The sequence below is a fragment of the Pectobacterium sp. PL64 genome, from assembly GCF_022477975.1.
Taxonomy (GTDB): Bacteria; Pseudomonadota; Gammaproteobacteria; order Enterobacterales; family Enterobacteriaceae; genus Pectobacterium; species Pectobacterium jejuense.
This window is the reverse complement of record NZ_CP092070.1, coordinates 727390-753438: the sequence shown is the minus strand read 5'-3', so window position 1 is coordinate 753438 and position 26049 is coordinate 727390. Positions and strand designations below refer to the sequence as shown.

The following is a 26049-nucleotide window of genomic DNA, read 5'->3' as shown; positions in this document are numbered from 1 at the left end:
AGAAAAGCGACACCGCTGCACGTTGCAGCGCGAAGGGAGTATACTCGCGGCAGTATAAAGATGACGAAAGGCAGTGATGACACATGAATGTAGAAAATCAAACTCCGAACGTTGACCATCAGGAGATTGCCAAATTTGAAGCTATCGCCTCACGCTGGTGGGATCTAGAAGGTGAATTCAAACCATTGCACCGCATTAATCCGCTGCGTCTGGGCTATATTTCGCAGCACTCGGAAGGCCTGTTCGGCAAGAAAGTGCTGGATGTCGGCTGCGGCGGCGGCATTTTGGCCGAAAGCATGGCGCGTGAAGGCGCGGACGTCACCGGGCTCGATATGGGCGCAGAGCCGTTGCAGGTCGCGCGTTTGCATGCATTAGAAAGCGGTGTCGCCGTCGATTACGTGCAGGAAACGGTAGAAGCGCATGCACAGGCTCATCCGGGTCTCTACGATGTCGTCACCTGTATGGAAATGCTGGAACACGTTCCCGACCCACAATCTGTGGTGCAGGCCTGCGCCAGATTGGTCAAACCCGGCGGGCACGTCTTTTTCTCCACCATCAACCGCAATGCGAAAGCGTGGATGATGGCCGTTATCGGTGCGGAGTACGTGCTAAAAATGGTGCCGCGCGGCACGCACGACATTAAGAAGTTCATTCGACCAGCAGAACTGATGCACTGGGTTGACAGTACACCGCTGCGTGAAAAGCATATCACCGGGCTGCACTACAACCCGCTGACGGACCATTTTAAACTGGGTCCAAACGTGGACGTGAACTACATGCTGCACACTCGCCACGACAAATAGAACCGATTAAGAATACTCTTAAAAATTGCGTGGTTTTTCACCGCGCAATTTTCCAGGTTTTACCTGAAAAACCAACAAAATGACTACGACTTATTTTTTTTACAGAATATTGACATCCTCTTAGCCCTTACAAAATCAGGATTTCGAGAAACCAACGGTTCGGCAACCTGAAATTAACACCAAAATCAAGCCTTGTACTCAAACGAATCCAGACTAGAATACTCACCATGTAGTAGCCATTTATTAAAAAATATCTATATCTAGTATTTATCCACAGAGTTAGTCACAGAGGCGTTTCTGTGAATAAACAGGGGATATTTTTTATTTTCACCAACAGGTAAATCCCAACATGAACCAGAGCTTGCTCGTTACCAAACGCGATGGCAGTAAAGAAAAAATCAATTTGGATAAAATCCACCGCGTCATTACCTGGGCCGCAGAAGGTTTACACAATGTCTCCGTTTCTCAGGTCGAACTGCGTTCACACATTCAGTTTTATGACAGCATCAAAACCTCTGATATCCATGAAACCATCATTAAGGCTGCCGCCGATCTGATCTCTCGCGAAAGCCCGGATTATCAATATCTGGCTGCGCGTCTGGCTATCTTCCATCTGCGTAAGAAAGCCTACGGCCAGTTTGAGCCGCCTGCTCTGCTGACTCACGTCACCAAGATGGTAGAACTGGGCAAGTACGACAAACACCTGCTGGAAGACTATAGCCCGGAAGAATTCGCCCAGATGGACGCTTTCATCGATCACTGGCGTGACATGAATTTCTCCTATGCGGCGGTAAAACAGCTGGAAGGGAAATACCTGGTACAAAACCGCGTCACCGGTGATATCTACGAAAGCGCCCAGTTCCTGTACATTCTGGTCGCCGCCTGTCTGTTCTCCGGCTACCCACGTGAGACGCGTCTGGATTACGTTAAACGTTTTTATGACGCAATCTCTACGTTCAAAATTTCTCTGCCGACGCCAATCATGGCGGGCGTACGTACGCCAACGCGTCAGTTCAGCTCTTGCGTGCTGATCGAATGCGGCGACAGTCTGGATTCCATCAACGCGACCTCCAGCGCGATCGTAAAATACGTTTCCCAGCGTGCCGGTATCGGCATCAACGCGGGCCGTATTCGTGCGCTCGGCAGCCCAATTCGCGGCGGTGAAGCATTCCACACCGGCTGTATTCCTTTCTATAAACACTTCCAGACAGCGGTGAAATCCTGCTCTCAGGGCGGCGTACGCGGCGGGGCTGCCACGCTGTTCTATCCGCTGTGGCATCTGGAAGTGGAAAGTCTGCTGGTGCTGAAAAACAACCGTGGCGTAGAAGGCAACCGCGTTCGTCACCTCGACTACGGCGTACAGTTGAACAAACTGATGTATCAGCGTCTGGTAAAAGGTGAAGACATCACGCTGTTCAGCCCGTCTGACGTACCCGGACTGTACGACGCCTTCTTCGCCGATCAGGATGAGTTTGAGCGTTTGTATGTGCAATATGAGCAGGATGACAGCATCCGCAAACAGCGCATCAAAGCGGTCGAACTGTTCTCCCTGATGATGCAGGAACGTGCTTCTACGGGCCGCATCTATATTCAAAACGTTGACCACTGCAACACACACAGCCCGTTCGATCCGCAGATTGCGCCCGTTCGCCAGTCCAACCTGTGTCTGGAAATCGCGCTGCCGACCAAGCCGCTGAACGATGTGAATGATGAAAACGGTGAAATCGCGCTGTGTACGCTGTCTGCTTTCAACCTCGGCGCCATCAATAGCCTAGACGATCTGGAAGAGCTGGCGACGCTGGCCGTGCGTGCGCTGGATGCCCTGCTGGATTATCAGGATTACCCGATTACAGCGGCAGAGCGTGGCGCAATGGGTCGCCGCACACTGGGTATCGGCGTGATCAACTTCGCATACTATCTGGCGAAAAATGGCGTGCGTTACTCCGATGGCAGCGCCAACGGCCTGACACACAAAACGTTTGAAGCTATTCAGTACTATCTGTTGAAGGCGTCGAATGTGCTGGCACGCGAACAAGGTGCTTGCCCGTGGTTCAATGAAACCACCTATTCGCAGGGTATTCTGCCTATCGATACCTATAAGCGCGATCTGGATGCGATCTGTAACGAACCGCTGCACCTCGACTGGGAAGCGCTGCGTAACGACATCAAAGAGTACGGTCTGCGTAACTCCACGCTGTCGGCGCTGATGCCGTCTGAGACGTCATCTCAGATCTCCAACGCCACCAACGGTATTGAACCACCGCGCGGCCACATCAGCGTCAAAGCATCCAAAGACGGCATTCTGCGTCAAGTGGTGCCAGAGTACGAAACGCTGAAAGATGCTTACGAACTGCTGTGGGATATGCCAAGTAACGACGGCTATCTGCAACTGGTTGGTCTGATGCAGAAGTTTGTCGATCAGGCGATTTCGTCTAACACCAACTACGATCCGTCACGTTTCCCATCAGGTCGAGTACCGATGAAACAGCTGCTGAAAGATCTGGTCACGGCCTACAAATTCGGTGTTAAAACGCTGTATTACCAAAACACCCGTGACGGCGCTGAAGACGTACAAGATGACCTGTTAGCAGAACCACAGGACGACGGCTGCGAAGGCGGCGCGTGTAAGATTTAAGCCAATTAATGAAAGGCTGCCGATGCAGCCTTTCATCTTTTATAGCAGGCGTCGCAGCCCGCCCCTTATGGGCCTTCACAAGCGGCGTTAAAAAATGCTCCCGGCATTTTTTTGGAGAGACTCATGGCCTACACCACTTTTTCACAGAACAAAAATGACCAGTTGCTAGAACCGATGTTTTTCGGTCAGTCCGTTAACGTGGCGCGTTTCGATCAGCAAAAGTATGAAATCTTCGAAAAGCTGATCGAAAAACAGCTGTCTTTCTTCTGGCGTCCAGAAGAAGTCGACGTGTCCCGCGATCGCATCGACTATCAGGCGCTGCCCGATCATGAAAAGCATATCTTCATCAGCAACCTGAAATATCAAACGCTGCTGGATTCTATTCAGGGACGTAGCCCGAACGTGGCGCTGCTGCCGCTGATTTCTATCCCTGAGCTGGAAACCTGGGTGGAAACCTGGGCGTTCTCGGAAACCATTCACTCACGCTCCTACACACACATCATTCGTAATATCGTGAACGATCCGTCGCTGGTGTTTGACGATATCGTAACGAACGAAGAGATTCTGAAACGTGCCAAGGATATCTCCGGTTACTACGACTCGCTGATTGAGATGACCAGCTACTATCATCTGCTGGGTGAAGGGACACATCAGGTTAATGGCAAGACCGTGACCGTAAATCTGCATACGCTGAAAAAGCAGCTGTATATCTGTCTAATGAGCGTAAACGCGCTGGAAGCGATTCGCTTCTACGTCAGCTTTGCCTGTTCCTTTGCTTTTGCAGAACGCGAACTGATGGAAGGCAACGCCAAAATCATCAAGCTGATTGCCCGTGATGAAGCGTTGCACCTGACCGGCACGCAGCACATGCTAAACCTGATGCGTTCCGGCCATGACGACCCAGAAATGGCGCAGATTGCCGAAGAGTGTCAGCAAGAGTGTTATGACCTGTTTGTGCTTGCTGCTCAGCAAGAAAAAGAGTGGGCTGAATACCTGTTCCGCGACGGCTCGATGATTGGTCTGAACAAAGATATTCTGTGCCAGTACGTGGAATACATCACCAACATCCGTATGCAGGCGGTTGGGCTGCCGCTGCCGTTCCAGACGCGCACCAACCCAATCCCGTGGATCAACGCCTGGCTGGTGTCCGATAACGTGCAGGTTGCGCCGCAGGAAGTCGAAGTCAGCTCCTATCTGGTCGGTCAGATCGATTCAGAAATCAGCGACGACGATCTGAGCGATTTCCAACTGTAATCGATGAGCAATCCAACGATCACGCTGCGCACATCCGGTGCGCAGTTTTCCTGTACAGATGACGGCCCTTCCCTGCTGGATGTGCTGGAATCCAACCGCGTCAGCATTGAATATCAGTGCCGCTCCGGCTATTGCGGTTCCTGTCGGCTGCGTCTGGTAAAAGGCAGAGTGGCGTATCGGCAAACCCCGCTGGCCTGCATCCAACAGGATGAAATCCTCCCCTGCTGCTGTATGCCTCAGGGCGATATCGAACTCGATATCTAGCCCCGTTATTCCCCACAGGCTAATTCTCCTCTCGCTCTCGCTGGCAGGTACATTTCCTGCCCGCATTCATACTTAAGTAAGTTACACTATCCGCTGAAATCGTCTTTTGACTGAAATAAAACAACCTGGAGGTTTTAATACATGTTTACCGTCATTCCTATTTTGATCTTTGTTGCACTCATCATCGTCTGGTCAGGCATCAAAATCGTACCTCAGGGATATCAATGGACTGTGGAACGGTTTGGTCGCTATACCAAAACACTGATGCCGGGGCTTAATCTGGTCGTGCCGTTTATGGATCGCATCGGCCGCAAAATTAATATGATGGAACAGGTGCTGGATATTCCTTCACAGGAAATCATTTCGAAAGATAACGCCAACGTCACTATCGACGCCGTGTGCTTTATTCAAGTTATCGATCCGGCACGCGCCGCCTATGAAGTCAGCAATCTGGAACAGGCTATCGTCAATCTGACGATGACCAACATCCGTACCGTTCTGGGTTCTATGGAGCTGGACGAAATGCTGTCTCAGCGCGATAGCATCAATACTCGCCTGCTGCACATCGTGGACGAAGCGACCAACCCGTGGGGCATTAAAATCACCCGTATTGAGATCCGCGACGTCCGTCCGCCGACAGAGCTGATTGCCGCGATGAACGCGCAGATGAAAGCAGAACGTAACAAGCGTGCCGATATTCTGGAAGCCGAAGGGGTACGTCAGGCCGCGATCCTGAAAGCCGAAGGGGAAAAACAGTCGCAGATCCTGAAGGCGGAAGGTTTGCGTCAGTCCGCGTTCCTGGAGGCCGAAGCGCGTGAGCGTGCGGCGGAAGCGGAAGCACAAGCGACCAAAATGGTGTCCGAAGCCATCGCAGCAGGCGACATTCAGGCCGTGAACTACTTCATCGCCCAGAAATATACCGACGCGCTGCAACAGATTGGTTCTTCCAATAACAGCAAAGTCATCATGATGCCGCTGGAAGCCAGCAATTTAATGGGCGCCATCGGCGGGATTGCAGAACTGGTTAAAGACAGCAAAGAAAGCCGAGGTAAATAATGGGCATTGAACTGGTGATGGAAAATGCGCACTGGTTCTGGCTGTCGCTCGGCGGCCTGCTGTTAGCCGCCGAAATGCTGGGCGCCAGTGGTTATTTACTGTGGAGCGGCTTATCGGCGGTATTGGTTGGGCTACTAACGTGGGTCATGCCGATGGGCTGGCCATGGCAGGGAACAATTTTTGCCATCCTGACGATCGTCACGGCGCTGCTCTGGTGGTATTGGCTACGTAAACGGACGCTGTCACGCCCACAGTCAACGCTCAACCAACGCGGGCAGCAGTTGATTGGCCTGCGTGCTACGCTGACTGACCCGGTGATCAACGGTTTCGGGCGGGTAAACATCGGTGACAGCAGCTGGCGCGTGAAATCAGAACAGGATCTGCCGGTTGGTACGCATGTTGAAGTGATTGCCATTGATGGCATCACGCTGCATGTGCGACCGGTTGAACGCTAACATAACGCATTATTTAGGGGGAGCTTGTCTCCCCTTTATCACTCTTTTCTCGTTTGACAACAGCCCGCCAGATTATTGATTATCGGACAGTCTGCGCCTCCATCCCCCGGACACTGTTCTGCCAGCGCCAGTAAATGTTCACGCATCGTTTTCAGCTCTTCGATATGCATCTCGATTTCCTGCACTTTCTGCAAGGTTCGCGCTTTTACATCCGCGCTTCGCCGCAGCGGATCGTTAAATAACGTAACCAGCTCTCGGCATTCATCCAGATTAAAACCAACCTGACGCGCCTGACGCAGCAGCGTCAGCTCTTCAACGTGATGATCATCGTAGCTACGGTAACCATTTTCAGAACGCAGCGGCGTAGTCAGAAGTTCTTTCTCTTCATAGAAGCGAATGGTTTTACTGCTAAGACCGGTTTTTTTTGCAACATCACTGATATTCATGATTTCCCCCTTGACCCTCCCCTTGCTAGAAGGTTTACCTTACCCAATAACTAGTAGAAATCAGATGGCCGGTCAACGTCTTTCGCCGCCGGCTGTGATCACGGGAGAAAAATTACTATGTCACAAACCGTCTTGTTGTCATTGCAGGGACTGACCTGCGGACACTGTGTCCAACGCGTTAAAAAAGCACTGGACGCGCTACCTGCGGTCGAACAAACCGACGTCACCCAACAGTACGCCAGCATCAGCGGCGACGTTGATGCCCAGACGTTGATCGACACCATTGAGCAGGCTGGCTACGAAGCACAGCTTGCTACTACGCCGGATGTGTCTCTCCAGCTTTCCGGTCTGAGCTGCAACCACTGCGTCGCCGCTACGCGTAAAGTGCTCGAAGCCATTCCCGGCGTCGTGGCGACGGATGTCACCAAAGAACAGGCAACCGTGTATGGCAACGTTGAGGCCACGACACTAATTAGTGCCATTGAAGAAGCCGGCTATCACGCCAGCGTGCAGGAGAACGTTCACCCAAAAACTGAGCCGCTGGCACAGGTAGCGACGACGCCGGAAGCGCTGCCAGCGGCCGAAAGTATTCTTCCGGCAACAACATCATCCACTAGCGATGACGACAGCGTGCAGCTCCTGCTTCAGGGCATGAGCTGCGCCAGCTGCGTAAACCGCGTACAAACGGCGCTGCAAAACGTCAGTGGCGTCACACAGGCACGCGTCAATTTGGCCGAACGTAGCGCGTTGGTCAGCGGTCATGCCGAGCCAGAAGCACTGATTGCTGCCGTTGAGCAAGCGGGCTATGGCGCGGAAATTATTCAGGACGAAGAAGAACGCCGCACGCGCCAGCAGCAAACCTCTCAGCAGGCTATTCGCCGTTTCCAATGGCAGGCCGCGCTGGGATTACTGCTTGGTGTTCCACTGATGCTGTGGGGCGTGCTGGGCGGCAGCATGAGTCTGACGCCAGAAAGCCAAACGCCGTGGCTGGTCATCGGTATTTTGACGCTGGCGGTGATGGTGTTCGCGGGCAGTCATTTTTACCGTAACGCCTGGCGCAGCCTGAGAAATGGCACGGCTACCATGGATACGCTGGTCGCACTGGGAACGGGTGCCGCCTGGCTTTACTCGATTACCGTTAACCTGTGGCCGGATCTTTTCCCGATGGCGGCGCGTCACCTTTACTACGAAGCCAGCGCGATGATCATCGGTTTAATCAATCTCGGTCATGCGCTGGAACAGCGCGCTCGTCAACGCTCTTCGCGGGCGCTGGAGCGACTGCTGGATCTGACGCCGCCGACTGCCCGCGTCGTGACGCCGGAAGGTGAGAAATCCATTCCGCTGTCCGACGTGCAGTCCGGTATGACGTTACGCCTGACAACCGGCGATCGTATTCCTGTCGACGGTGAGATTTTGCAAGGTGAAGTATGGGTGGATGAAGCCATGCTGACCGGGGAACCGATCCCGCAATCCAAAACGGCTGGCGATACGGTTCACGCAGGCACGTTGGTTTCCGACGGCAGCGTCCTCTTTCGTGCAGATGCGATCGGCAACCAAACCACCCTATCGCGAATCATCCGACTGGTCAGGCAGGCGCAAAGCAGCAAACCCGCTATCGGCCAGTTGGCAGATCGCATCTCTGCCGTGTTTGTTCCCGTCGTCGTGGCTATCGCACTTCTCAGCGGCGCAGTCTGGTTCTTCGTCGGGCCACAGCCGCAGATTGTCTACACGCTCATTATCGTCACGACCGTTCTGATCATTGCCTGCCCCTGTGCGCTTGGGCTGGCAACGCCAATGTCGATTATTTCCGGCGTCGGACGTGCCGCGGAGTTTGGCGTGCTGGTGCGGGATGCCGATGCCTTGCAGCAGGCCAGCAAGCTGGATGTGCTGGTATTTGACAAAACCGGTACGCTAACCGAAGGACAGCCGCGCGTTGTGGCGGTTTATACCTTCGGTGACGTGACGGAAGCACAGGCGCTGACCTGGGCGGCCTCGCTGGAGCAAGGCTCAAATCACCCACTGGCAAAAGCGATTCTTGAACGAGCAGAGAATTTGGCGCTCACGCCAACCGAGCAGTTCCGTACGCTGCGTGGTCTCGGCGTCAGCGGCAAGATTGGCGACGCCGACCTGCTGCTGGGGAATCCGGCGCTGCTCAAACAGCATCAGGTCGATATCACCGCAGGCGAAGCACTAATCAACGAGCAGGCTCAGCGTGGTATTACGCCCGTGTTGCTTGCAGCAGATGGTCACATCATTGCGGTGTTTTCCATCCACGATCCGCTGCGAGCAGATAGCGTCAGCGCCCTGCAACGTCTCCACCAGCAAGGTTACCAGCTCGTCATGCTAACGGGAGACAACCCGCTCACGGCGAAAAGCATCGCGAAAGACGCGGGTATCGATCAGGTGATTGCTGGCGTGCTGCCAGATGGCAAAGCGGAAGCCATCAAAAAGCTACAGGCTCAAGGCAAGCGCGTGGCGATGATTGGCGACGGCATCAACGATGCGCCAGCACTGGCGCAGGCCGATGTCGGCATTGCGATGGGCGGCGGCAGTGATATTGCGATTGAAACCGCCGCCATCACGCTGATGCGCCACAGCCTACACGGCGTCGCCGATGCGCTGGCGCTGTCCAATGCCACGCTGCGCAACATGAAACAGAACCTGCTGGGCGCGTTTATCTATAACTCGCTGGGGATCCCAATTGCCGCAGGCGTGCTTTACCCGCTGACTGGAACGCTACTCAGCCCAGTGGTAGCCGGTGCCGCTATGGCGCTCTCCTCCATCACAGTCGTCAGCAACGCCAACCGCCTGCTGCGTTTTAAACCTAAAAGTCAGTAATGCAAACGCGGCGCGCCTCAACAACGCGCCGCGTTTTCCTTTGCCGAACTTCGTCACGATTTTTATCGCTGGCAACCAGACCCATTCAACCGCGCTTACTCCAGCTTCGGTATACCTTGTATTGTTCCGCATCTAGCGTTTAGCATAGTTCTTCCACATCAGGAGACGGAATCAATGGGGCAACTGCTGCGTAGAATCGCGACTTTTCTTGGCTTTATCTCACCGCTGGCTTATGCCTACCCGGCGATAGACGTTCAGCTTGCCAATGAACGGCAGCTGCATCTGGTCGGCAGTATTCACATGGGTAGCAAAGATATGGCACCGCTGCCCGATACGCTGCTGCAACAGCTCCGGCAGGCGACCGCACTTATCGTCGAAGCCGATATATCCGATTCGCATTCCCCCTTCGGCCACAGTGACGCCGAGCCACCGCTCGTACAGCGCCTCAGCCCGGAAAACTACCACCAACTGCAAAAAATCTGCGAGTCGCTCTCTTTCGATGAGAGCAATATCAGTACGCTTCCTGCCTGGCAGGCCGCGCTAATGCTGCAAGCAAGACAGGCACAGCTGCTGGGCCTACGCCCCGACTATGGCATTGATTATCAGTTGATTAACGCCGCGAAATCTCACGGTATTGAGATTATCGAATTGGAAGGACAGCAGACGCAGGTTGATTTGTTACAACAATTGCCGCAGGGCGGCCTGCTGTTGCTGGAAGATACGATTAAACACTGGCGCACCAACGCGCATTTACTACAAACGATGGTCGGTTGGTGGCTGGACAGCAGACCCGGCAAATATACGCCGGATATCCCCGCAACGTTCAGCAACGAAATGACCGACCTGCTGATGGGTCAGCGTAACCGCCGTTGGCAACATCAGCTTCAGGCGTTGCCACCCGGAAATTATGTTGTGGCCGTCGGCGCACTGCATCTGTATGGCGATGAGAATTTACCCACGCTGCTCAAAAACGGTCATACCGCAATCCCATGAAAAAACACGTTATGGCGCGTAGCCGCGTCCGCAAGATCAAGCCCGCAACAGGGTTAAGGATAGTGAAATCATGACACCCGCAGTCAATCTGCTCGAAAAGAACAAAGTCGCCTTTACGCTACACAGCTACCACCACGACAGCGACGAAACCAACTTTGGCGAAGAAGCAGCCAGAAAGCTGGGACTGAATAAAGAACAGGTGTATAAAACGCTGCTCGTTTCTCTGAATGGTGATGCGAAAAATCTCGCCGTGGCCGTCACGCCCGTCGCTGGCATGCTGGATCTCAAGAAAGTCGCTCGCGCACTGTCGGCTAAAAAAGCGGATATGGCCGATCCGATCATCGCTCAGCGTGTCACGGGTTATCTGGTAGGTGGAATCAGCCCGCTGGGGCAGAAGAAACTGTTGCCGACCGTAATTGATGAACCGGCGCGCCAGTTCGGTACTATTTTCATTTCCGGTGGCAAACGTGGGTTGGATATTGAGCTGTCGGCTGACGATCTGGCACGCCTGCTGCGCGCCACTTTTGCCGATATCGCCAAGCATGATTAATGTTCGCTATTAAACGAACATAACCAGCTAGGCGATGTAGCATCAAAGCGAAGCAGATAGCAGAGGACTCCACGGCCAGTGTGTCCCCTGCTACCGCTTCATGATCGATTACTGATCGACTTTCGCCCCTTTATCCAACTGCATCACCGGGCCTTCTTTCACATTCAGCGTCAGGCCTTTGGTTTGCAGCTCCGCATTCCTCACGCGAATGCCTTTATCCGCATCGATACGCACATTATCAAAGTGGAAACCACTGAGCGGCGCTTCTGGTACGCCGATAATATATGCGGCGGCCTTGGTCTTACCGGTCGACTCCAGATTCTCGATCGTCACATTGCTGAAATGCGGCGTCTTGTACTGATCAAACGGCTGTTCTGGATCGGTATCCGGCGGGTAAATCTGCTCGCCCATCGTGAAGCCACCTTCGGCCAGCATCTTATCTACTTCAGCCTGCACAATCGGCGCGGCTTTGTAGTAAGCGGCAAATACCAGCGGGATTTCGACATCTACCATTTTGGTATTACGGTAGGTGATGTTTTTCACTTCGCCGCCTTTACCACGATGGGTTTTAATGCGGATACCGTACATGGAACCTTCGAACTGGTTATTTTCCACCAGCACGTTATTCACGCCACCGGAGGTTTCGCTGCCGATAGAGATGCCGCGCCCCTGCTTCAGGATGTTGTTGGCGATATAGATGTTATCCACGACGCCATTCGGGAAGCGGCTATCCGGCTTCTCGGCTTTTATCGCGATGTGGTCGTCATTACAGTCGATATAGTTGTTGGTAATACGGATATTCTGGCTGTCGATCGGGTCGATAGCGTCGGTGTTTGGCGCATGCCACGGCGACAGAATCCGAGTACCGTTCACATCCACATCATGTGAGTAACGCATCACAACATGGAAGCTCGGGGAATGTGTCAGCGTGACGCCGTCCACCAGCACGTTACTAGAGCTTTTGATATAAATCAGACGTGGACGATCGGTGCCGCCTTTCTTACCGGTTGCACGAATATTCTCGCGCCAGCGCTCCCACCAGACAGCACCTTGTCCATCAATCGTGCCCTGGCCAGTGATAGCCACATTCTGTGCATCGGCAATACTGATAAAGGGAAGCCAGCCATTTTCCGCTTCAGCGTACTTGGTTTTTTCCGTCGCGCGATACGCCGCTTCTTCGGTCGACGCAACGATGGTCGCATCTTTTGCCAGGTCCAGTCTGATGTTACTTTTCAGGAACAGCGGATCGACCAGATAGTTACCGCGAGGAACGTGTACCGTTCCGCCGCCAGCCGCAGCACAATCATCAATTGCCTTCTGAAAAGCCTGGGTATTCAGTGCGATCTGTAGGCGGTGGCCTTCGGCCCCGTATTGCGTTACGTCACAGGTTTTATCGGGAAACTTCACTGAACTGGCCGCTTGTGCGGTACCCGCTTGAATACCCAACGTGATGCAGGAAGCCATTAATGACAGGGCAAGACCACTACGCATACTTAACCTCACTAAAAAATGAAATATCGTTTTAATAAAATACCATTCCTATTCCATTAAAAAGCGAGAGGCGATCACGTTTTAGATGTATTCGTAATAATTACAATAAGGTAGGATTTTTTTCGTGCAATTGCCCTATTCCACCCAGAAAATTTACACATGACAGAGGCCGCCCTTGTCAGGCAGTGCATCGCGTAAACAGTGCACGGGAGGCAGAAGAAAGTAGGACCGAGGGGGAATCGTGCTGGCCTGAGCGACCAGCACAGAGAAGATAAATGGCGTTATGCCGTCAGGCGAGCAAAAGCGTCACGGATTTCCTGTTCAGGTAAATCCACACCGATAAACACCAGCACGCTCTTTCTTTCTTCATCAGGCTGCCATTCTCTGTCCCAGTCGGCGCTATACAAGCGCTGAACGCCCTGAAACAGCAGGCGGCGGTCATCACCGTTGATGGCCAGAATACCTTTATAACGCAGCAGATTATCGGAGAATTGCAGCAACAGGTTTTCCATCACATCGGAAACAGACTGAAGCTCAACCGCCTTATCGAGATACACAACAATCGATTGCACGTTATTTTGCGTAGGAGCAACAAAGCGAAATACGGGTGTTTTCACGTCCAGCTTATCGCTGAGAACAAAACCGTCGATGTTAAACAGCACGCTCAGATCGATATCGCCATGTACCACAGGGTAGATCGGTGCACGCGCATTGATACGCTGAAGGCGCGGTAGCAGCGTGTCGTCTTCGGTTGCCACGTCGGTTTTGGTTAGCAGTATGCGGTCGGCATAGCCAATCTGCGACTGGGCGATGGTGAACTGATCGAGCTGTTGCTGCGCATGTACTGCATCCACCAGCGTGATAATTCCGTCCAGAACAAAGCGTTCACAGATAACTTCATGCGAGAAGAAGGTCTGTGCCACCGGCCCCGGATCGGCCATACCGGTGCATTCAATGATGACGTGATCAAAATCCAACGTGCCGTTATCCACGCCATCAATCAGATCGAGCAGCGCATCGGCCAGCTCATTGGACTGCGTGCAGCAGATGCACCCGTTGCTCAGCGTCGTAATCTGGCTAGCCCGTTCGCCGATTAACGTATTATCAATCGGGACTTCGCCGAATTCGTTTTCAATCACGGCAATCTTGTAGCCGTGCTCGGCATTCAGAATATGCCGTAATAAGGTCGTTTTTCCTGCACCAAGAAACCCGGTCAGAATGGTGACATACACGGGTTTCGTCACATCAGAGGATAAAGGTTGAGTCATAACAGGTCCCAAGTCGTTAACAGCAGCGCATCCCGCCTTTGCCGTCTCCACCATAACGCGCCTGCTGGCGTTCGCGGAAGAATTCTTCGTACGTCATCGCAGGTTTATCCGGATGATTAGTCTGCATATGCTGCACATAGGTATCATAATCTGGCATACCGACCAGCATACGCGCCGCCTGGCCCAAATATTTTCCTGCTTTTCCCAGATTGCCAAACATCATTACCTCCAGACCATCGCCTGCAATAGCGGCTAGATAAAAAATACCCTGTATAACGTTATACATTATACAGGGTATCTGTACCCGTCATCTTTCACGTTCAGCCTTGCTAGCTGTCTCGCAAAATCTGACGGGCGCGAATCACTTAGTGGCCGGAAGAGACTTTCACGCCACCTTCAGGAACCGGAACATACGGGGTTTCCTGATCGGTACGTTCAGCCACTTTACGTGCAGCCAGTGCCGCTTTAATACCGTACGCAATAATGCTGTACACCACGATCAGGAACAGAATGCTCAGACCGGCGTTGGTATAGTTGTTAGTCACGATATGGTTCATGTTCGAAATCTGCTGCGCGCTCAGATCGGCACCGCCTTCCGCAATTTTGCCCTTGAACATGTTCGCCATGTAGAAGAAGCCTTCCAACTGAGGATTGTCGCTGAACAGTTTCAGGCCCAGCGCCCAGGTAGTACAAATCAGCAGCCAAATCGCCGGAAGCAGCGTTACCCAGATGTACTGCGTACGCTTCATCTTAATCAGGATAACCGTACCCAGTACCAGCGCTACCGCAGCCAGCATCTGGTTAGAGATACCGAACAACGGCCACAGGCTCTTCACACCACCCAGCGGATCAACCACGCCTTGATACAGCAGGTAGCCCCACAGACCGACGCAGCCAGCCGTACCGATCATACCAGCAATCAGAGAGTCGGTTTTCTTCAGGAACGGAACGAAGTTACCCAACAGATCTTGCAGCATGAAGCGACCCGCACGCCGTACCCGCATCCAGTGCTGTCAGAATGAACAGTGCTTCAAACAGAATACCGAAGTGATACCAGAAGCCCATGTTGGCACCAGGAATGATCTGGTGGAACACGTGTGCGATACCAACAGCCAGCGTAGGTGCACCGCCTGCACGGTTCAGAACGGAAGGTTCACCGATATCTTTCGCCGTTTGCAGAATCTGCTCAGGAGAAATCACGAAGCCCCAGGAGCTAACAGTAGCCGCCGCATGAGCGGATACGTCCTGCAGCTGTGCCAGAATCATCGGCGCATCTGCTGTGCCCAGACGGTGCAGATCCGGCATCGTAATACCCAACGCCGCAGGCGGGGTATTCATCGCGAAGTACAGACCCGGTTCGATGATAGACGCCGCAACCAGCGCCATCACTGCCACGAAAGACTCCATCAGCATGGCGCCGTAACCGATGAAACGTGCATCGTTTTCGTTAGCCATCAATTTCGGCGTAGTACCGGAAGCAATCAGCGCGTGGAAACCAGATACGGCACCACAGGCGATAGTAATAAACAGGAACGGGAACAGCGTACCTTTCCAGACCGGACCGGTGCCATCCACAAACTGCGTTACCGCTGGCATTTTCAGGTCAGGATTCAGAATTACGATACCAATCGCCAGACCGACGATGACACCAATTTTCAGGAAGGTTGCCAGATAGTCACGCGGTGCCAGAATCAACCATACTGGCAGCAGTGCGGACACAAAGGCATAACCAATCAGCGTATAGGTGATGGTCGTATCTTTGAAGGTCAGCGCCGGGCCCCAGTACGGGTCATGTGCCACTACGCCACCAAACCAGATTGCCAGCACCAGCAGCACGATCCCGATCACCGAGATTTCACCGACTTTACCCGGACGGATAAAGCGCATGTAGACGCCCATAAACAGCGCGATCGGCACCGTAGAACACACGGTAAAGACGCCCCACGGGCTTTCTGCCAGTGCTTTCACCACGATCAGCGCTAACACGGCAAGAATGATGATCATGATCAGGAAGCAGCCGAACAGCGCAATCGTACCCGGTACCGGGCCTAATTCTTTCTTAACGATTTCGCCTAACGACGCGCCGTTACGACGTGTCGAAATAAACAGAACCATGAAGTCCTGCACGGCCCCCGCCAACACCACGCCGCCCAGCAGCCATAAGGTGCCCGGCAAGTAGCCGACCTGCGCGGCCAGTACCGGCCCAACTAGCGGGCCTGCACCAGCGATAGCGGCAAAGTGGTGCCCGAACAGGACGTTACGGTTCGTCGGTACATAGTTAAGACCGTCGTTATTCACAACGGCAGGAGTTGCTCTGGTCGGATCTAACTGCATGACTTTTTGTGCGATATACAGGCTGTAGTATCGATAAGCCACGAGGTAAACGGCGACAGAAGCAACAATAATCCATAATGCACTGATATGCTCACCGCGACGTAGTGCGACTACGCCGAGGCAGGCAGCCCCGATGATTCCAAGAATCATCCAGGGGATGTGTTTAAGAATGGAACTGCTCTTCATAAGACATCCTTCAATTAAAAATCACAATCGTTTGATTTTGTTAGCTTTAGAAAAATAAACCCTGGTAATGCGTCGTGCGATAACGCGGGTTATCGCGTATTTCAGATAAAGGAAAATAGTGGCGGCACATTACGCCATCGCGTACGCGCGTGGAGCGGGTATTTGGGTAGGCGGCAGAATAGCGAACTAAGCGGTTAGAATGACGCAGTAAGTGGCTGGAGATAAATTGGGCGGTATAAAACGAAAAGGCCGCGACGTTCGCAGCCTGAAGTATTGGATGTGGTGAACGATTACGTGTTACGGCAACACGTACCTTGCCGTTGCCCGTCTGCGTTGCGGTTAGCGTTGCGGCATTAGTCGGTTACCATGAGCCAGCTGATGTTAATAATTTCTGAGTTACTGGCTGTGCTAATGGAGTATATATTGTACGCACACTAATCTGATGCGCCGCGCGATAAATGCGGCACATCAGGCGAGATAAATTACAGATAGATTTATTTCACATACAGAAAAGGAATTACAGATTTCTAGCGACCGCCGATGACTGTAACTCTGAACGATGTCGGATTGATGAGTGCATTTGCCGCATTATAAAACAGAATCCTGAACGAGTTCGTCGTCTTAAATACCACTCTATGGATGATGAACGATGCGTCTTCCGTATATTCCACGTCAACTCTATAGTTATCAGTAACGAGATTGGCCATGCTTACATTGAATTGGCCAACAGCTTCAGTTGTGCATCCTGTAATGAAACCAGTAACCGTGTTACTAGAATCCCTTCTGAACAACGTCCCCACCACCCCGCCGTTGATGTCATTATTTTTAACGTTAGACCAGCTATCGCAGACCAGCCCCTCTAATGACACAGGCCCAGCATTCTGTCCTGATGCGAATGTAATCATGTGCCACCCCGCCGTTGTCACATGCAAATAGCCTGCTGTTGCGAGTTGAGAAAATCGCTCAGTAGCCCGGTTTTTTGATGTGTCACCCGAAATCGAACGCCTAGAAACAATGTAGTCTGGGTTTTGTAAAATGGTAGGGATTTCAACATTTGACGGATACAACGGCTGACGTGCGCCATTATTCAGAATCATGTCAACCATCCACGGGCCTTTTGCATGAAATGACGGAAAAATTAATGAATTATCGTCCTTGATATAAACCGCGATTGTCACGGCACCGCCAACAGGGTCGTTGGGTAACATAACCCCGACAGCCTCTGGCTCGTCAGCAGCACCGAGAAAAGGCGGTGAGGTGCCGTTAGTAAATTCGTTCCTCTTCAATGTAACGTTAGACGATACAGGGGCATAAAATATGTGAGGAAGGACTACAGAACCCTGCCGCATGACGCACGGTCTTTTGTAATCCTGTTGCATAAAGACAGCGGCCAGCTTCTTACCCATTATCGATAAGAATTCTTCACGTAGATGAACACCATCAAACGCCGATTCGCTCAAACCATACTGCCGAATAACGTCCCGCTTGGTATCAATAAACATACATCCGAATTCATTCGCGACCGATTTAACCGCTGAGTCATATACCCATGAAACATAGCCCTCTGTCAAATTACCCATCGGAGAGATATTTGCACCACCGACAAACTGTGTAGTGCCCAGCAATACTACACATCGGCGACGTAACAATTCTCTCGCGACAAACTTACGCATGACTACAGAAAAATTTTTACCGCTATAGAGAGAATCGCCGTCTACATTTTCGGGCACATTGCCATTATTGGTTGCGGCTTTAATATCATTGATGCCCAACATAATTGTTGAAATATCACCGTCCGAACCATCATTAATCGTTCGGATATAGTGGACTAATGCTGTATCCCCTGCATGCGCCTGATTCTGAGACGTCCATACTGACTGCGTTAATGACGACATCACCTCTGCTATCACAGCGGGGTACGTCACAGACATTTGCCCGCCTCCTGGTCCTTGCGCCCATGTGATGCTGTCTCCATAACTGATCATTTTGATGGGTTTATTAGTCCGCAACTTGGCTTGATATTGTGTATAGCTGAGATTTTCTAACTCATTTAGTTTGCCGTAATCGTCAAACTCTAACATCCCACCATTCGAGACTAACTTATGCAGTTCATCGTCAGATGTGATTTCCGAGCCTGCATGACCGGGGATAATATTTCGCGATGAGTTATACACAAATGTATAACCGACATCCGTTAAGTAAACCCGCTGGCCATCAATAAACCGCTCAAATGTTTTTGCATTCGCCAATGTGAGACGAATGACTTGCAGGCCACCGACCATTAAAAACCCTGTAGGTGCGGCCAGCTCGCTTCGTAGCGCCACATCGCCAACGTTAACGTTAATCCAGTTGCCATCATCGTCCGGGGATGCCTCAGAGATAAAATGAGGTTCATCAAAATTACCTGCGTAGCGATACCATGAACCCTGATAGCTCACAATCTGGGTCGGCAATGAGATTTCCAGACCTATCTCCCATATCCCTAATTGAATCCACCCCAGACCATCAAAGGCTGTGTTGAATTTCTGATACAACCAGCGCGTTCTATTTGCCAGGTCTCTTAACGGTTTATTCGCAGTACCATCCGGTCCACCGCCAACGGGGTCGTTACGCTCTATTTGATAAACGCCTGCTGTCCATTCTGGCGATTCAGGTAAATTAGCCATTTTTTCTCCTAGTATATTAATACACGAACTTGTGTTCGTCGTTATAAGTGATGGCGCGGAATTCATTAATCATTAAGATGTACCCGAGCATGCCCAGTTCTATTGACGTTTTTTTGCAGATCGGGCAATGTTAATGACGTAATTTCTAATCCGACGAGGTTATTGCCTGTATTAATCAGCTCTAACATGCCAACTGGATCGATATTGACGCGGTAGAGTTAGATCAGCGTTTTCCTGCTATTTTCTGCCAGATTGAGAGGCGTACTAAGTTCGGACTCTTAGAGCCCTCTCTTCACAGTTCATGCATAGAGAGTATCATTTATTTTTTATAAACATTATTTTAAAGCGATTTAATAAATTACTGCTTCATGTTCTGTAAAATTCAGAATAAAAAAAGCCGCGATATACGCGGCCATTTGAAAATGTCATCGGGAGAAAAATTATGGAACCTGATACGCTAGTTTGTAATTACCTGCCGTTGCTGTGCGGAATGTCACACTGTCCGTGCGCCAGCGAATCTCCACTTCCGCGGGGGATTGAACTTTCCAGTTGGACGCATCGTTGACGTTCAGCACCAGTCGGTCAATAGCCGCGACATCTGCCGCGGGATCGGTAATATCGAGTGCAAGCGCAAACGCGATTGAGTCCGGCACGCCGTTATTGGATGAGAACAGCTGCGTCCACTGCGCCGCCGTAATACCACCGAGCTCAGTTGGCGTCATACCGTCCGCAATCAGTGCTTCTGCGCCTGCGGTATCGGCTGAGAGCGTACCAACATCAACCCACGCCCCGTTCCGCAAGACATGCCAGTTCACTAAATCCCGCGTCACGGCGACACGCACTTTGCCATTACCTGTCTGTGTAGCTGCTAGCGTTGCGGAATTAATCTGTGACCATACTGCGGACGTCAGTGATTTTTGAATGGCTATTTCTGAGTAAGGTGCGTATTTCACTGACACCTTCAGCTGAGATGTGGACACAATAGATATCGGTAATTTTCCAACCAGCTGTGATGCCATAATTTTCCCGCTATCGGAAAATCCATTAAATGGTTTTAATTCAGCCGAAAATAACATACCGTTACTCGCCGTAAAATATTCTCCTGTTCCTGTTTTTATCAGAACACTATCATTAGCTGAAAGTAATTCCAGGCCTCCAATTTGGACAAAATTACCACTACCATTGCTATCGGTTATATTAAGCCTAAAGTAAATATACGCTTCACTTTTGGGGAATGACCACTCTCGCAGCTGTTGATTACCATTTCGACTATCATTAACTACTGAATATATTTCATCCCAATTTGCCCCATCATTACTCCCTTGTAATAGAAATGACTTTGGTGATGCCAAGTCATTGGCATACGGAGTATTCATGTTGGTTATTCGTAACCCATCAGTCTTGGTTGGGTTCGGGCATTTCACCTGTATCCATTGGGGAAATTCTGATGTTGGTTTTTTTGATGACCACCACGCATCAAGATTATTTATTGTTGTTCCATTCATAGCCTTATATGCTGGTGAATTTTCATTTAATTGACTACTGGATGCAGCACTAAACCCTTCGTAATCATTTGCAGACATTGTAGGGATAATATTACTTTTAACATCAGGTAGCTCGATCGAGATAAATCTCCCATCCGCGTGAACTGGCGATGAATAAAACTCACCGTCTTTTTCCAGCTGTACCGATACACCGGTGTAAAGATGTAGTAGATCACCAAACATAACCGCATTCGTCGCGTTATAACCTTGTTCACTCGACGCATTGAAATCATCAACCACATAAGTCTGATTCGCCGCGCCTGCGACTTCTTTCAGCGCGTATGCTGCGAGATTAAACGTACTTTGTGGGCTAATGCTGAATGCATGATTTTGTCCCGCTGTTGCACCCTGACGATCTGCAACAATATAGCCATAACCGCCTGTGCCCGAACCACCAACCGCGCTGATAATGGTTTTCTCATCCACCGGATCATAGCTCAGCGTCACGCCCACCCCGGCTTCCAGCGAGGAATGGATAAGCTGCTTCGTTTTTTGCGTGTAGTCAGTGATTTCCGCGGTGGTGTGCGAGTGATCCGCGGCCGCAACGCCCATTTGCGCTGGTGTCGGTGAAACATCACCGCTGCCCAGCAACGACTGGCCAAAGAGCGTACGGATAGTGGTGCCAGAGAGTAATGCATCCTGCTTTGCATTCCAGGCCGCCTTTTCATCCGGTGTGGCAAATTTTCTGGTAGCGGTTTCGGTAATCTGATCGGCTGTATAGTCGCCTGGCTGTGCAGTGACAACACCGGTACGCCCGAATACTGATGTAACGCCGGAGACGCCGGGTTCTTGATTGCCGCCATTATCTGAATGGCAGCAGGTATGAGGATGAACGGCACATGTTGATTTGCCTGTACTGTCACAAACATTGATTTCAATATTAATGTCTTTCATGGTGTTGATGACTCCGTTAATAAAAGGCACAGGGAGTATCAATTATTTGACCGGGGTATTATTTTAAAGCGCTTTACTAATCTACTGTTTCCTTTTCTATAATTTATTTTTCTATAAAAGCCAGAATAAAAAAAGCCGCGATATACGCGGCCAATAGAATAGAGAATCAGGAGACGAATTACGGCACCTGATACGCCAGTTTGTAATTACCTGCCGTCGCAGTGCGGAATGTCACGCTGTCGGTGCGCCAGCGGATCTCCACTTCCGCCTGAGTCTGCACTTTCCAGCTTGAGGCGTCGTTGACGTTCAATACCAGTCGGTCAATGGTCGCGACATCTGCCGCGGGATCGGTGATATCAAGCGCAAATGCGAACGCCAGAGAGTCTGGCACACCGTTGTTTGCAGAGAACAGTTGCGTCCATTGTGCCGCCGTAATACCGCCGAGCTCGGCTGGCGTCATACCGTCCGCAATCAGCGCCGTTGCGCCTGCCGTATCGGCTGACAGTGCACCAATATCAACCCACGCCCCATTCCGCAAGACATGCCAGTTCACCAAGTCCCGCGTCACAGCGATACGCACCTTGCCGTTGCCCGCCTGCGTTAGCGTTGCGGCATTGATTTTTAGCATCATCTCCGCTAAGAGATGCGGATGAAACCCCAATTTTATCAATCAACTCAGGTGTAACAGTATCCGTTATCTCACTGAGTGTTCCATTTACGACAGTGTAAAATTTATCAGCATAGCGCATGACAAATTTACTTTCAGGAGGGGATAACTTAAGTTCTGCAATTACAACAAAATTTTGAGTGCCGTTAACACTGGTGATAAACAGTCTGTAATGTTGATATGCAACAATTTTATCTAACTTAAATGATTTAATAACTCGAGTGTCATTTCTAGTATCATTCGTTACCTTATGCAAATCATGCCAATCAATTCCATCATCACTGCCTTGAAAAATGAAATCTCTGACTGAAGCAACATTATTACCATATGAATCAATAAATCTAGAGAAAATAGTATATCCAGAAACTGGAAGTTTATTCGGTAAATCTATACGTAACCATTGTGGTGCTTGTTCAGTCGGGCGGGCATTAGAAATCCATGCTTTCTGATTTGTTTCAGTTACGCCATCAAAACTGTAATATGCGTTAAACTGTTGGAACGTTATCAGATGTCATTTTGGGGATTATGGAGTCCGTTACAACACTAATATCGACAGAATGATACCCATCATAAAACCCGCTTCTCTGCTGCCACGTATTATCCTCCATCAAAAATAACATCATCCGTTGCATCATAATTTGCTTTACTGGATGAGTCGAAACCATCAACAACGTAAGTCTGATTTGCTGCACCGGCTTCTTCTTTCAGCGCGTATGCCGCAAGATTAAACGTGCTCTGTGGGCTAATGCTGAACGCATGATTTTGCCCCGCCGTTACGCCCTGACGATCGGCAACGATATAACCCGAATCGCCCGTACCCGAACCCGAACCACCCACTGCGCTGATAATGGTTTTCTCATTGATCGGGTTATAACTCAGCGTCACGCCCGCCCCCGCTTCCAGCGAGGAATGGATGAGCTGCTTCGTTTTTTGTGTGTAGTCGGTGATTTCCGCTGTGGTGTGCGTATGATCTGCGGCCGCAACGCCCATTTGCGCTGGCGTCAGTGAGATATCACCGCTGCCCAGCAACGACTGACCAAAGAGCGTGCGGATAGTAGTGCCAGAGATTAATGCATCCTGCTTTGCATTCCAGCCTGCTTTTTCATCCGGCGAGGCAAATTTTCTGGTGGCAGTTTCGGTAATCTGATCGGCCGTATAGTCGCCGACTTGTGCAGTAACAACGCCAGTCCGTCCGAATACGGAGGCAACGCCGGAGACGCCGGGTTCTTGAGTGCCGCCATGATCTGAATGGCAGCAAGTATGGGGATTAACCTGAATTGGAGGGTGAACGGTACATGTTGCTTTGCCTGTACTGTCACAAACATTGATTTCAATATTAATGTCTTTCATGGTGTTGATGACTCCGTTAATAAAAGGCACAGGGAGTATCACTTATTTGACCGGGGTATTATTTTAAAGCGCTTTACTAATCTACGGTTTCCTTTTCTATAATTTCTTTTTCTATAAAGCCCAGAATAAAAAAAGCCGCGATATACGCGGCCAATAGAATAGAGAATCAGGAGACGAATTACGGCACCTGGTACGCCAGTTTGTAATTACCTGCCGTCGCAGTGCGGAATGTCACGCTGTCGGTGCGCCAGCGGATCTCCACTTCCGCGGGAGACTGTACTTTCCAACTGGGCACGTCATTAACGTTCAGCACCAGTCGGTCAATGGTCGCGACATCTGTTACCGGATCGGTGATATCAAGCGCAAATGCGAACGCCAGAGAGTCTGGCACACCGTTGTTTGCAGAGAACAGTTGCGTCCATTGTGCCGCCGTAATAGCGCCAAACTCAGCAGGCGTCATACCGTCGGCGATCAGTTTCGTTGCGCCCGCCGTATCTGCTGACAGTGCTCCCACATCAACCCACGCCCCGCTCCGCCACACATGCCAGTTCACTAAGTCCCGCGTGACAGCGACACGCACTTTACCGTTGCCCGTCTGCGTAGCTGTTAGCGCTGCGGAGTTGATTTGTGACCATAACGCCGCACTCGCCAGGGTTTTCTGTATGGCAATTTGAGGATGCGGTGTATATAGCACTTTTGCATCAATATTTTTTGATGAAAAAATCGTTACTGGCTGTATTCCTGACAAAGAGGATTCGGAGATTACGCCAGATGACAAAAAACCAGTCTCATAAAAATCTTCCGCCACAGATGGTGCTGGGACCGATGTTAATATCCCATTGTTCGCTGAATACCATTTTCCATCACTGCCGTTAATCAATAATCGCTCGCTGCGGAATATTTCAAACTCCCCAATTTGGACATGCGGGCCAGCATTTTGCTCGGTTATTAAAATACGGAATGATGAATACGGCGTGTCATTGGTGAACGTATATTCTCGAACCGCCCCCCTCCAATCACGAGTATCATTAGATACCGTATGTAACGTATTCCACGTTGTACCATCATTACTCCCCTGAAACATCCACGATTTCGGGCTGAGTGGCCCAGCATTCAGGTTTTCGTTTGTTATTCTGTATGTATCAATCAATACAGGAGCCGCCATAGTAATACGCAACCAATGTGGGTTAGCCACTGTTGGTACGGTTTTGGATGCCCAGTATCGATTTAACGTTCCGTTGAATGCTGTCCACGCCGCGTATTGCGTTGAATACTCGGACGATGAGTCAACCGTGTAGCCAACTGAACTATTATTTGCTGTCATCACAGGAATCAGTGTTTTATTAACAGCATCAATTTCAATGCTTTCACCGTCTGATTTGATTGATGACGAATAAAAATTACCGGATTGCGCCAAGTTATATAGCTTTCCGACATAGGGACGTAATGTGTTATCAAACACAGCAGCATGAGTTACGATGTAGTTCCCTTCGCTAGACACGCCGAAATCATCCACCACATAAGTCTGATTCGCCGCGCCTGCGACTTCTTTCAGCGCATACGCCGCGAGATTAAACGTATTTTGTGGGCTAATGCTGAACGCATGATTTTGCCCCGCCGTTGCGCCCTGACGATCGGCAACGATATAACCCGAGTCGCCCGTACCCGAACCCGAACCCGAACCACCAGCCGCGCTGATAATAGTTTTCTCATTCACCGGGTTATAACTCAGCGTCACGCCCGCCCCCGCTTCCAGCGAGGAACGGATGAGCTGCTTCGTTTTTTGTGTGTAGTCGGTGATTTCCGCTGTGGTGTGCGTGTGATCTGCGGCCGCAACGCCCATTTGCGCTGGCGTCAGTGAGATATCACCGCTGCCCAGCAACGACTGACCAAAAAGCGTGCGGATAGTGGTGCCAGAAATTAATGCGTCCTGCTTTGCATTCCAGACTGCTTTTTCATCCGGCGTGGCAAATTTTCTGGTGGCAGTTTCAGTGATCTGATCGGCCGTATAGTCGCCGGGCTGTGCGGTTACGACACCGGTACGCCCGAATACGGAAGCAACACCGGAAACACCGGGCTCCTGACCACCACCATTGTCTGAATGGCAGCAAGTATGGGAATCAACTTGAATAGGGGGATTAACAGCACATGTTGATTTTCCCGTGCTGCCACAGACGTTGATTTCAATATTTACGTTTTTCATAGTACCGACTACTCCGTTAGTTAGGGTGCATCAGGAGTATCGCGTATTTGGCAGGTCGGTTATTTTAAAGCACTTTACTAAACATAAGATTATTTAATCAATTAAATGGTTTACATGCGGCATGATTATCTCAGGATAACACCAAAAAAATG

At 50.8% G+C, this 26049-nt stretch carries 16 protein-coding genes and 2 pseudogenes; 9 read left to right on the top strand and 9 right to left on the bottom strand.

Annotated features, from left to right (window positions below):
- The first annotated feature begins 83 nt into the window (after window positions 1-83).
- The 6 genes from ubiG (at window position 84) to HP572_RS03225 (ending at window position 6467) form a co-directional block, all read left to right on the top strand.
- Complete coding sequence (gene ubiG / locus HP572_RS03250) at window positions 84-803, top strand: bifunctional 2-polyprenyl-6-hydroxyphenol methylase/3-demethylubiquinol 3-O-methyltransferase UbiG (RefSeq protein ID WP_240584765.1); 720 nt, start codon at window positions 84-86, stop codon at window positions 801-803.
- Between the two features lie 349 nt (window positions 804-1152).
- Window positions 1153-3438: a class 1a ribonucleoside-diphosphate reductase subunit alpha gene (nrdA, locus tag HP572_RS03245; RefSeq protein WP_240584764.1), complete on the top strand. Its 2286-nt coding sequence runs from the start codon at window positions 1153-1155 to the stop codon at window positions 3436-3438.
- 123 nt (window positions 3439-3561) lie between these two features.
- Entirely contained in the window at window positions 3562-4692 is a 1131-nt protein-coding gene (nrdB, locus tag HP572_RS03240) for a class Ia ribonucleoside-diphosphate reductase subunit beta (RefSeq protein WP_014700796.1), read from the top strand.
- Window positions 4693-4695: 3 nt separating this feature from the next.
- Window positions 4696-4956, top strand: coding sequence for a class I ribonucleotide reductase maintenance protein YfaE (gene yfaE / locus HP572_RS03235; RefSeq protein WP_240584763.1), 261 nt, complete (start codon window positions 4696-4698; stop codon window positions 4954-4956).
- A gap of 141 nt (window positions 4957-5097) precedes the next feature.
- Window positions 5098-6012: an SPFH domain-containing protein gene (locus HP572_RS03230; RefSeq protein WP_240584762.1), complete on the top strand. Its 915-nt coding sequence runs from the start codon at window positions 5098-5100 to the stop codon at window positions 6010-6012.
- Complete coding sequence (locus HP572_RS03225; protein ID WP_014914568.1) at window positions 6012-6467, top strand: NfeD family protein; 456 nt, start codon at window positions 6012-6014, stop codon at window positions 6465-6467. The genes HP572_RS03230 and HP572_RS03225 overlap by 1 nt, the downstream gene beginning before the upstream one ends.
- 38 nt (window positions 6468-6505) lie before the next feature.
- On the opposite strand, the gene cueR is transcribed toward HP572_RS03225, so the two are convergent.
- Window positions 6506-6913: a Cu(I)-responsive transcriptional regulator gene (gene cueR, locus HP572_RS03220; protein WP_205552735.1), complete on the bottom strand. Its 408-nt coding sequence runs from the start codon at window positions 6911-6913 to the stop codon at window positions 6506-6508.
- Between the two features lie 117 nt (window positions 6914-7030).
- Here cueR and copA point away from each other — a divergent pair, with 117 nt between their 5' ends.
- The 3 genes from copA to ybaK all read left to right on the top strand — a co-directional run bounded on the left by copA (window position 7031) and on the right by ybaK (window position 11294).
- Complete coding sequence (gene copA, locus HP572_RS03215) at window positions 7031-9751, top strand: copper-exporting P-type ATPase CopA (protein WP_240584761.1); 2721 nt, start codon at window positions 7031-7033, stop codon at window positions 9749-9751.
- 174 nt (window positions 9752-9925) lie between these two features.
- On the top strand, window positions 9926-10744 hold the full coding sequence (locus HP572_RS03210; protein WP_240584760.1) for a TraB/GumN family protein: 819 nt from the start codon (window positions 9926-9928) through the stop codon (window positions 10742-10744).
- 70 nt (window positions 10745-10814) lie between these two features.
- On the top strand, window positions 10815-11294 hold the full coding sequence (ybaK, locus tag HP572_RS03205; RefSeq protein ID WP_014914564.1) for a Cys-tRNA(Pro)/Cys-tRNA(Cys) deacylase YbaK: 480 nt from the start codon (window positions 10815-10817) through the stop codon (window positions 11292-11294).
- A gap of 108 nt (window positions 11295-11402) precedes the next feature.
- Here ybaK and HP572_RS03200 read toward each other — a convergent pair whose 3' ends face one another.
- The 8 genes and pseudogenes from HP572_RS03200 to HP572_RS03155 form a co-directional block, all read right to left on the bottom strand.
- On the bottom strand, window positions 11403-12785 hold the full coding sequence (locus HP572_RS03200; RefSeq protein WP_039466799.1) for a glycoside hydrolase family 28 protein: 1383 nt from the start codon (window positions 12783-12785) through the stop codon (window positions 11403-11405).
- A gap of 281 nt (window positions 12786-13066) precedes the next feature.
- Window positions 13067-14053, bottom strand: a complete 987-nt coding sequence (yjiA, locus tag HP572_RS03195; protein ID WP_205552741.1) for a GTPase — start codon at window positions 14051-14053, stop codon at window positions 13067-13069.
- A 16-nt stretch (window positions 14054-14069) separates the two neighbouring features.
- Entirely contained in the window at window positions 14070-14273 is a 204-nt protein-coding gene (locus HP572_RS03190) for a YbdD/YjiX family protein (protein WP_005976130.1), read from the bottom strand.
- A gap of 145 nt (window positions 14274-14418) precedes the next feature.
- Window positions 14419-16573 (bottom strand): annotated as a pseudogene (locus HP572_RS03185) (carbon starvation CstA family protein).
- Window positions 16574-17100: 527 nt separating this feature from the next.
- Window positions 17101-19239 carry an SGNH/GDSL hydrolase family protein gene (locus HP572_RS03180; protein ID WP_205552743.1) on the bottom strand — a complete coding sequence of 713 codons (2139 nt, stop codon included), beginning with the start codon at window positions 19237-19239 and terminating at the stop codon, window positions 17101-17103.
- A 440-nt stretch (window positions 19240-19679) separates the two neighbouring features.
- On the bottom strand, window positions 19680-21677 hold the full coding sequence (locus tag HP572_RS03175) for a discoidin domain-containing protein (RefSeq protein ID WP_240584759.1): 1998 nt from the start codon (window positions 21675-21677) through the stop codon (window positions 19680-19682).
- Window positions 21678-21855: 178 nt separating this feature from the next.
- Window positions 21856-23694, bottom strand: a pseudogene (locus HP572_RS22975) (discoidin domain-containing protein).
- Window positions 23695-23872: 178 nt separating this feature from the next.
- Window positions 23873-25897, bottom strand: a complete 2025-nt coding sequence (locus HP572_RS03155) for a discoidin domain-containing protein (protein WP_240584757.1) — start codon at window positions 25895-25897, stop codon at window positions 23873-23875.
- Window positions 25898-26049: the final 152 nt, after the last annotated feature.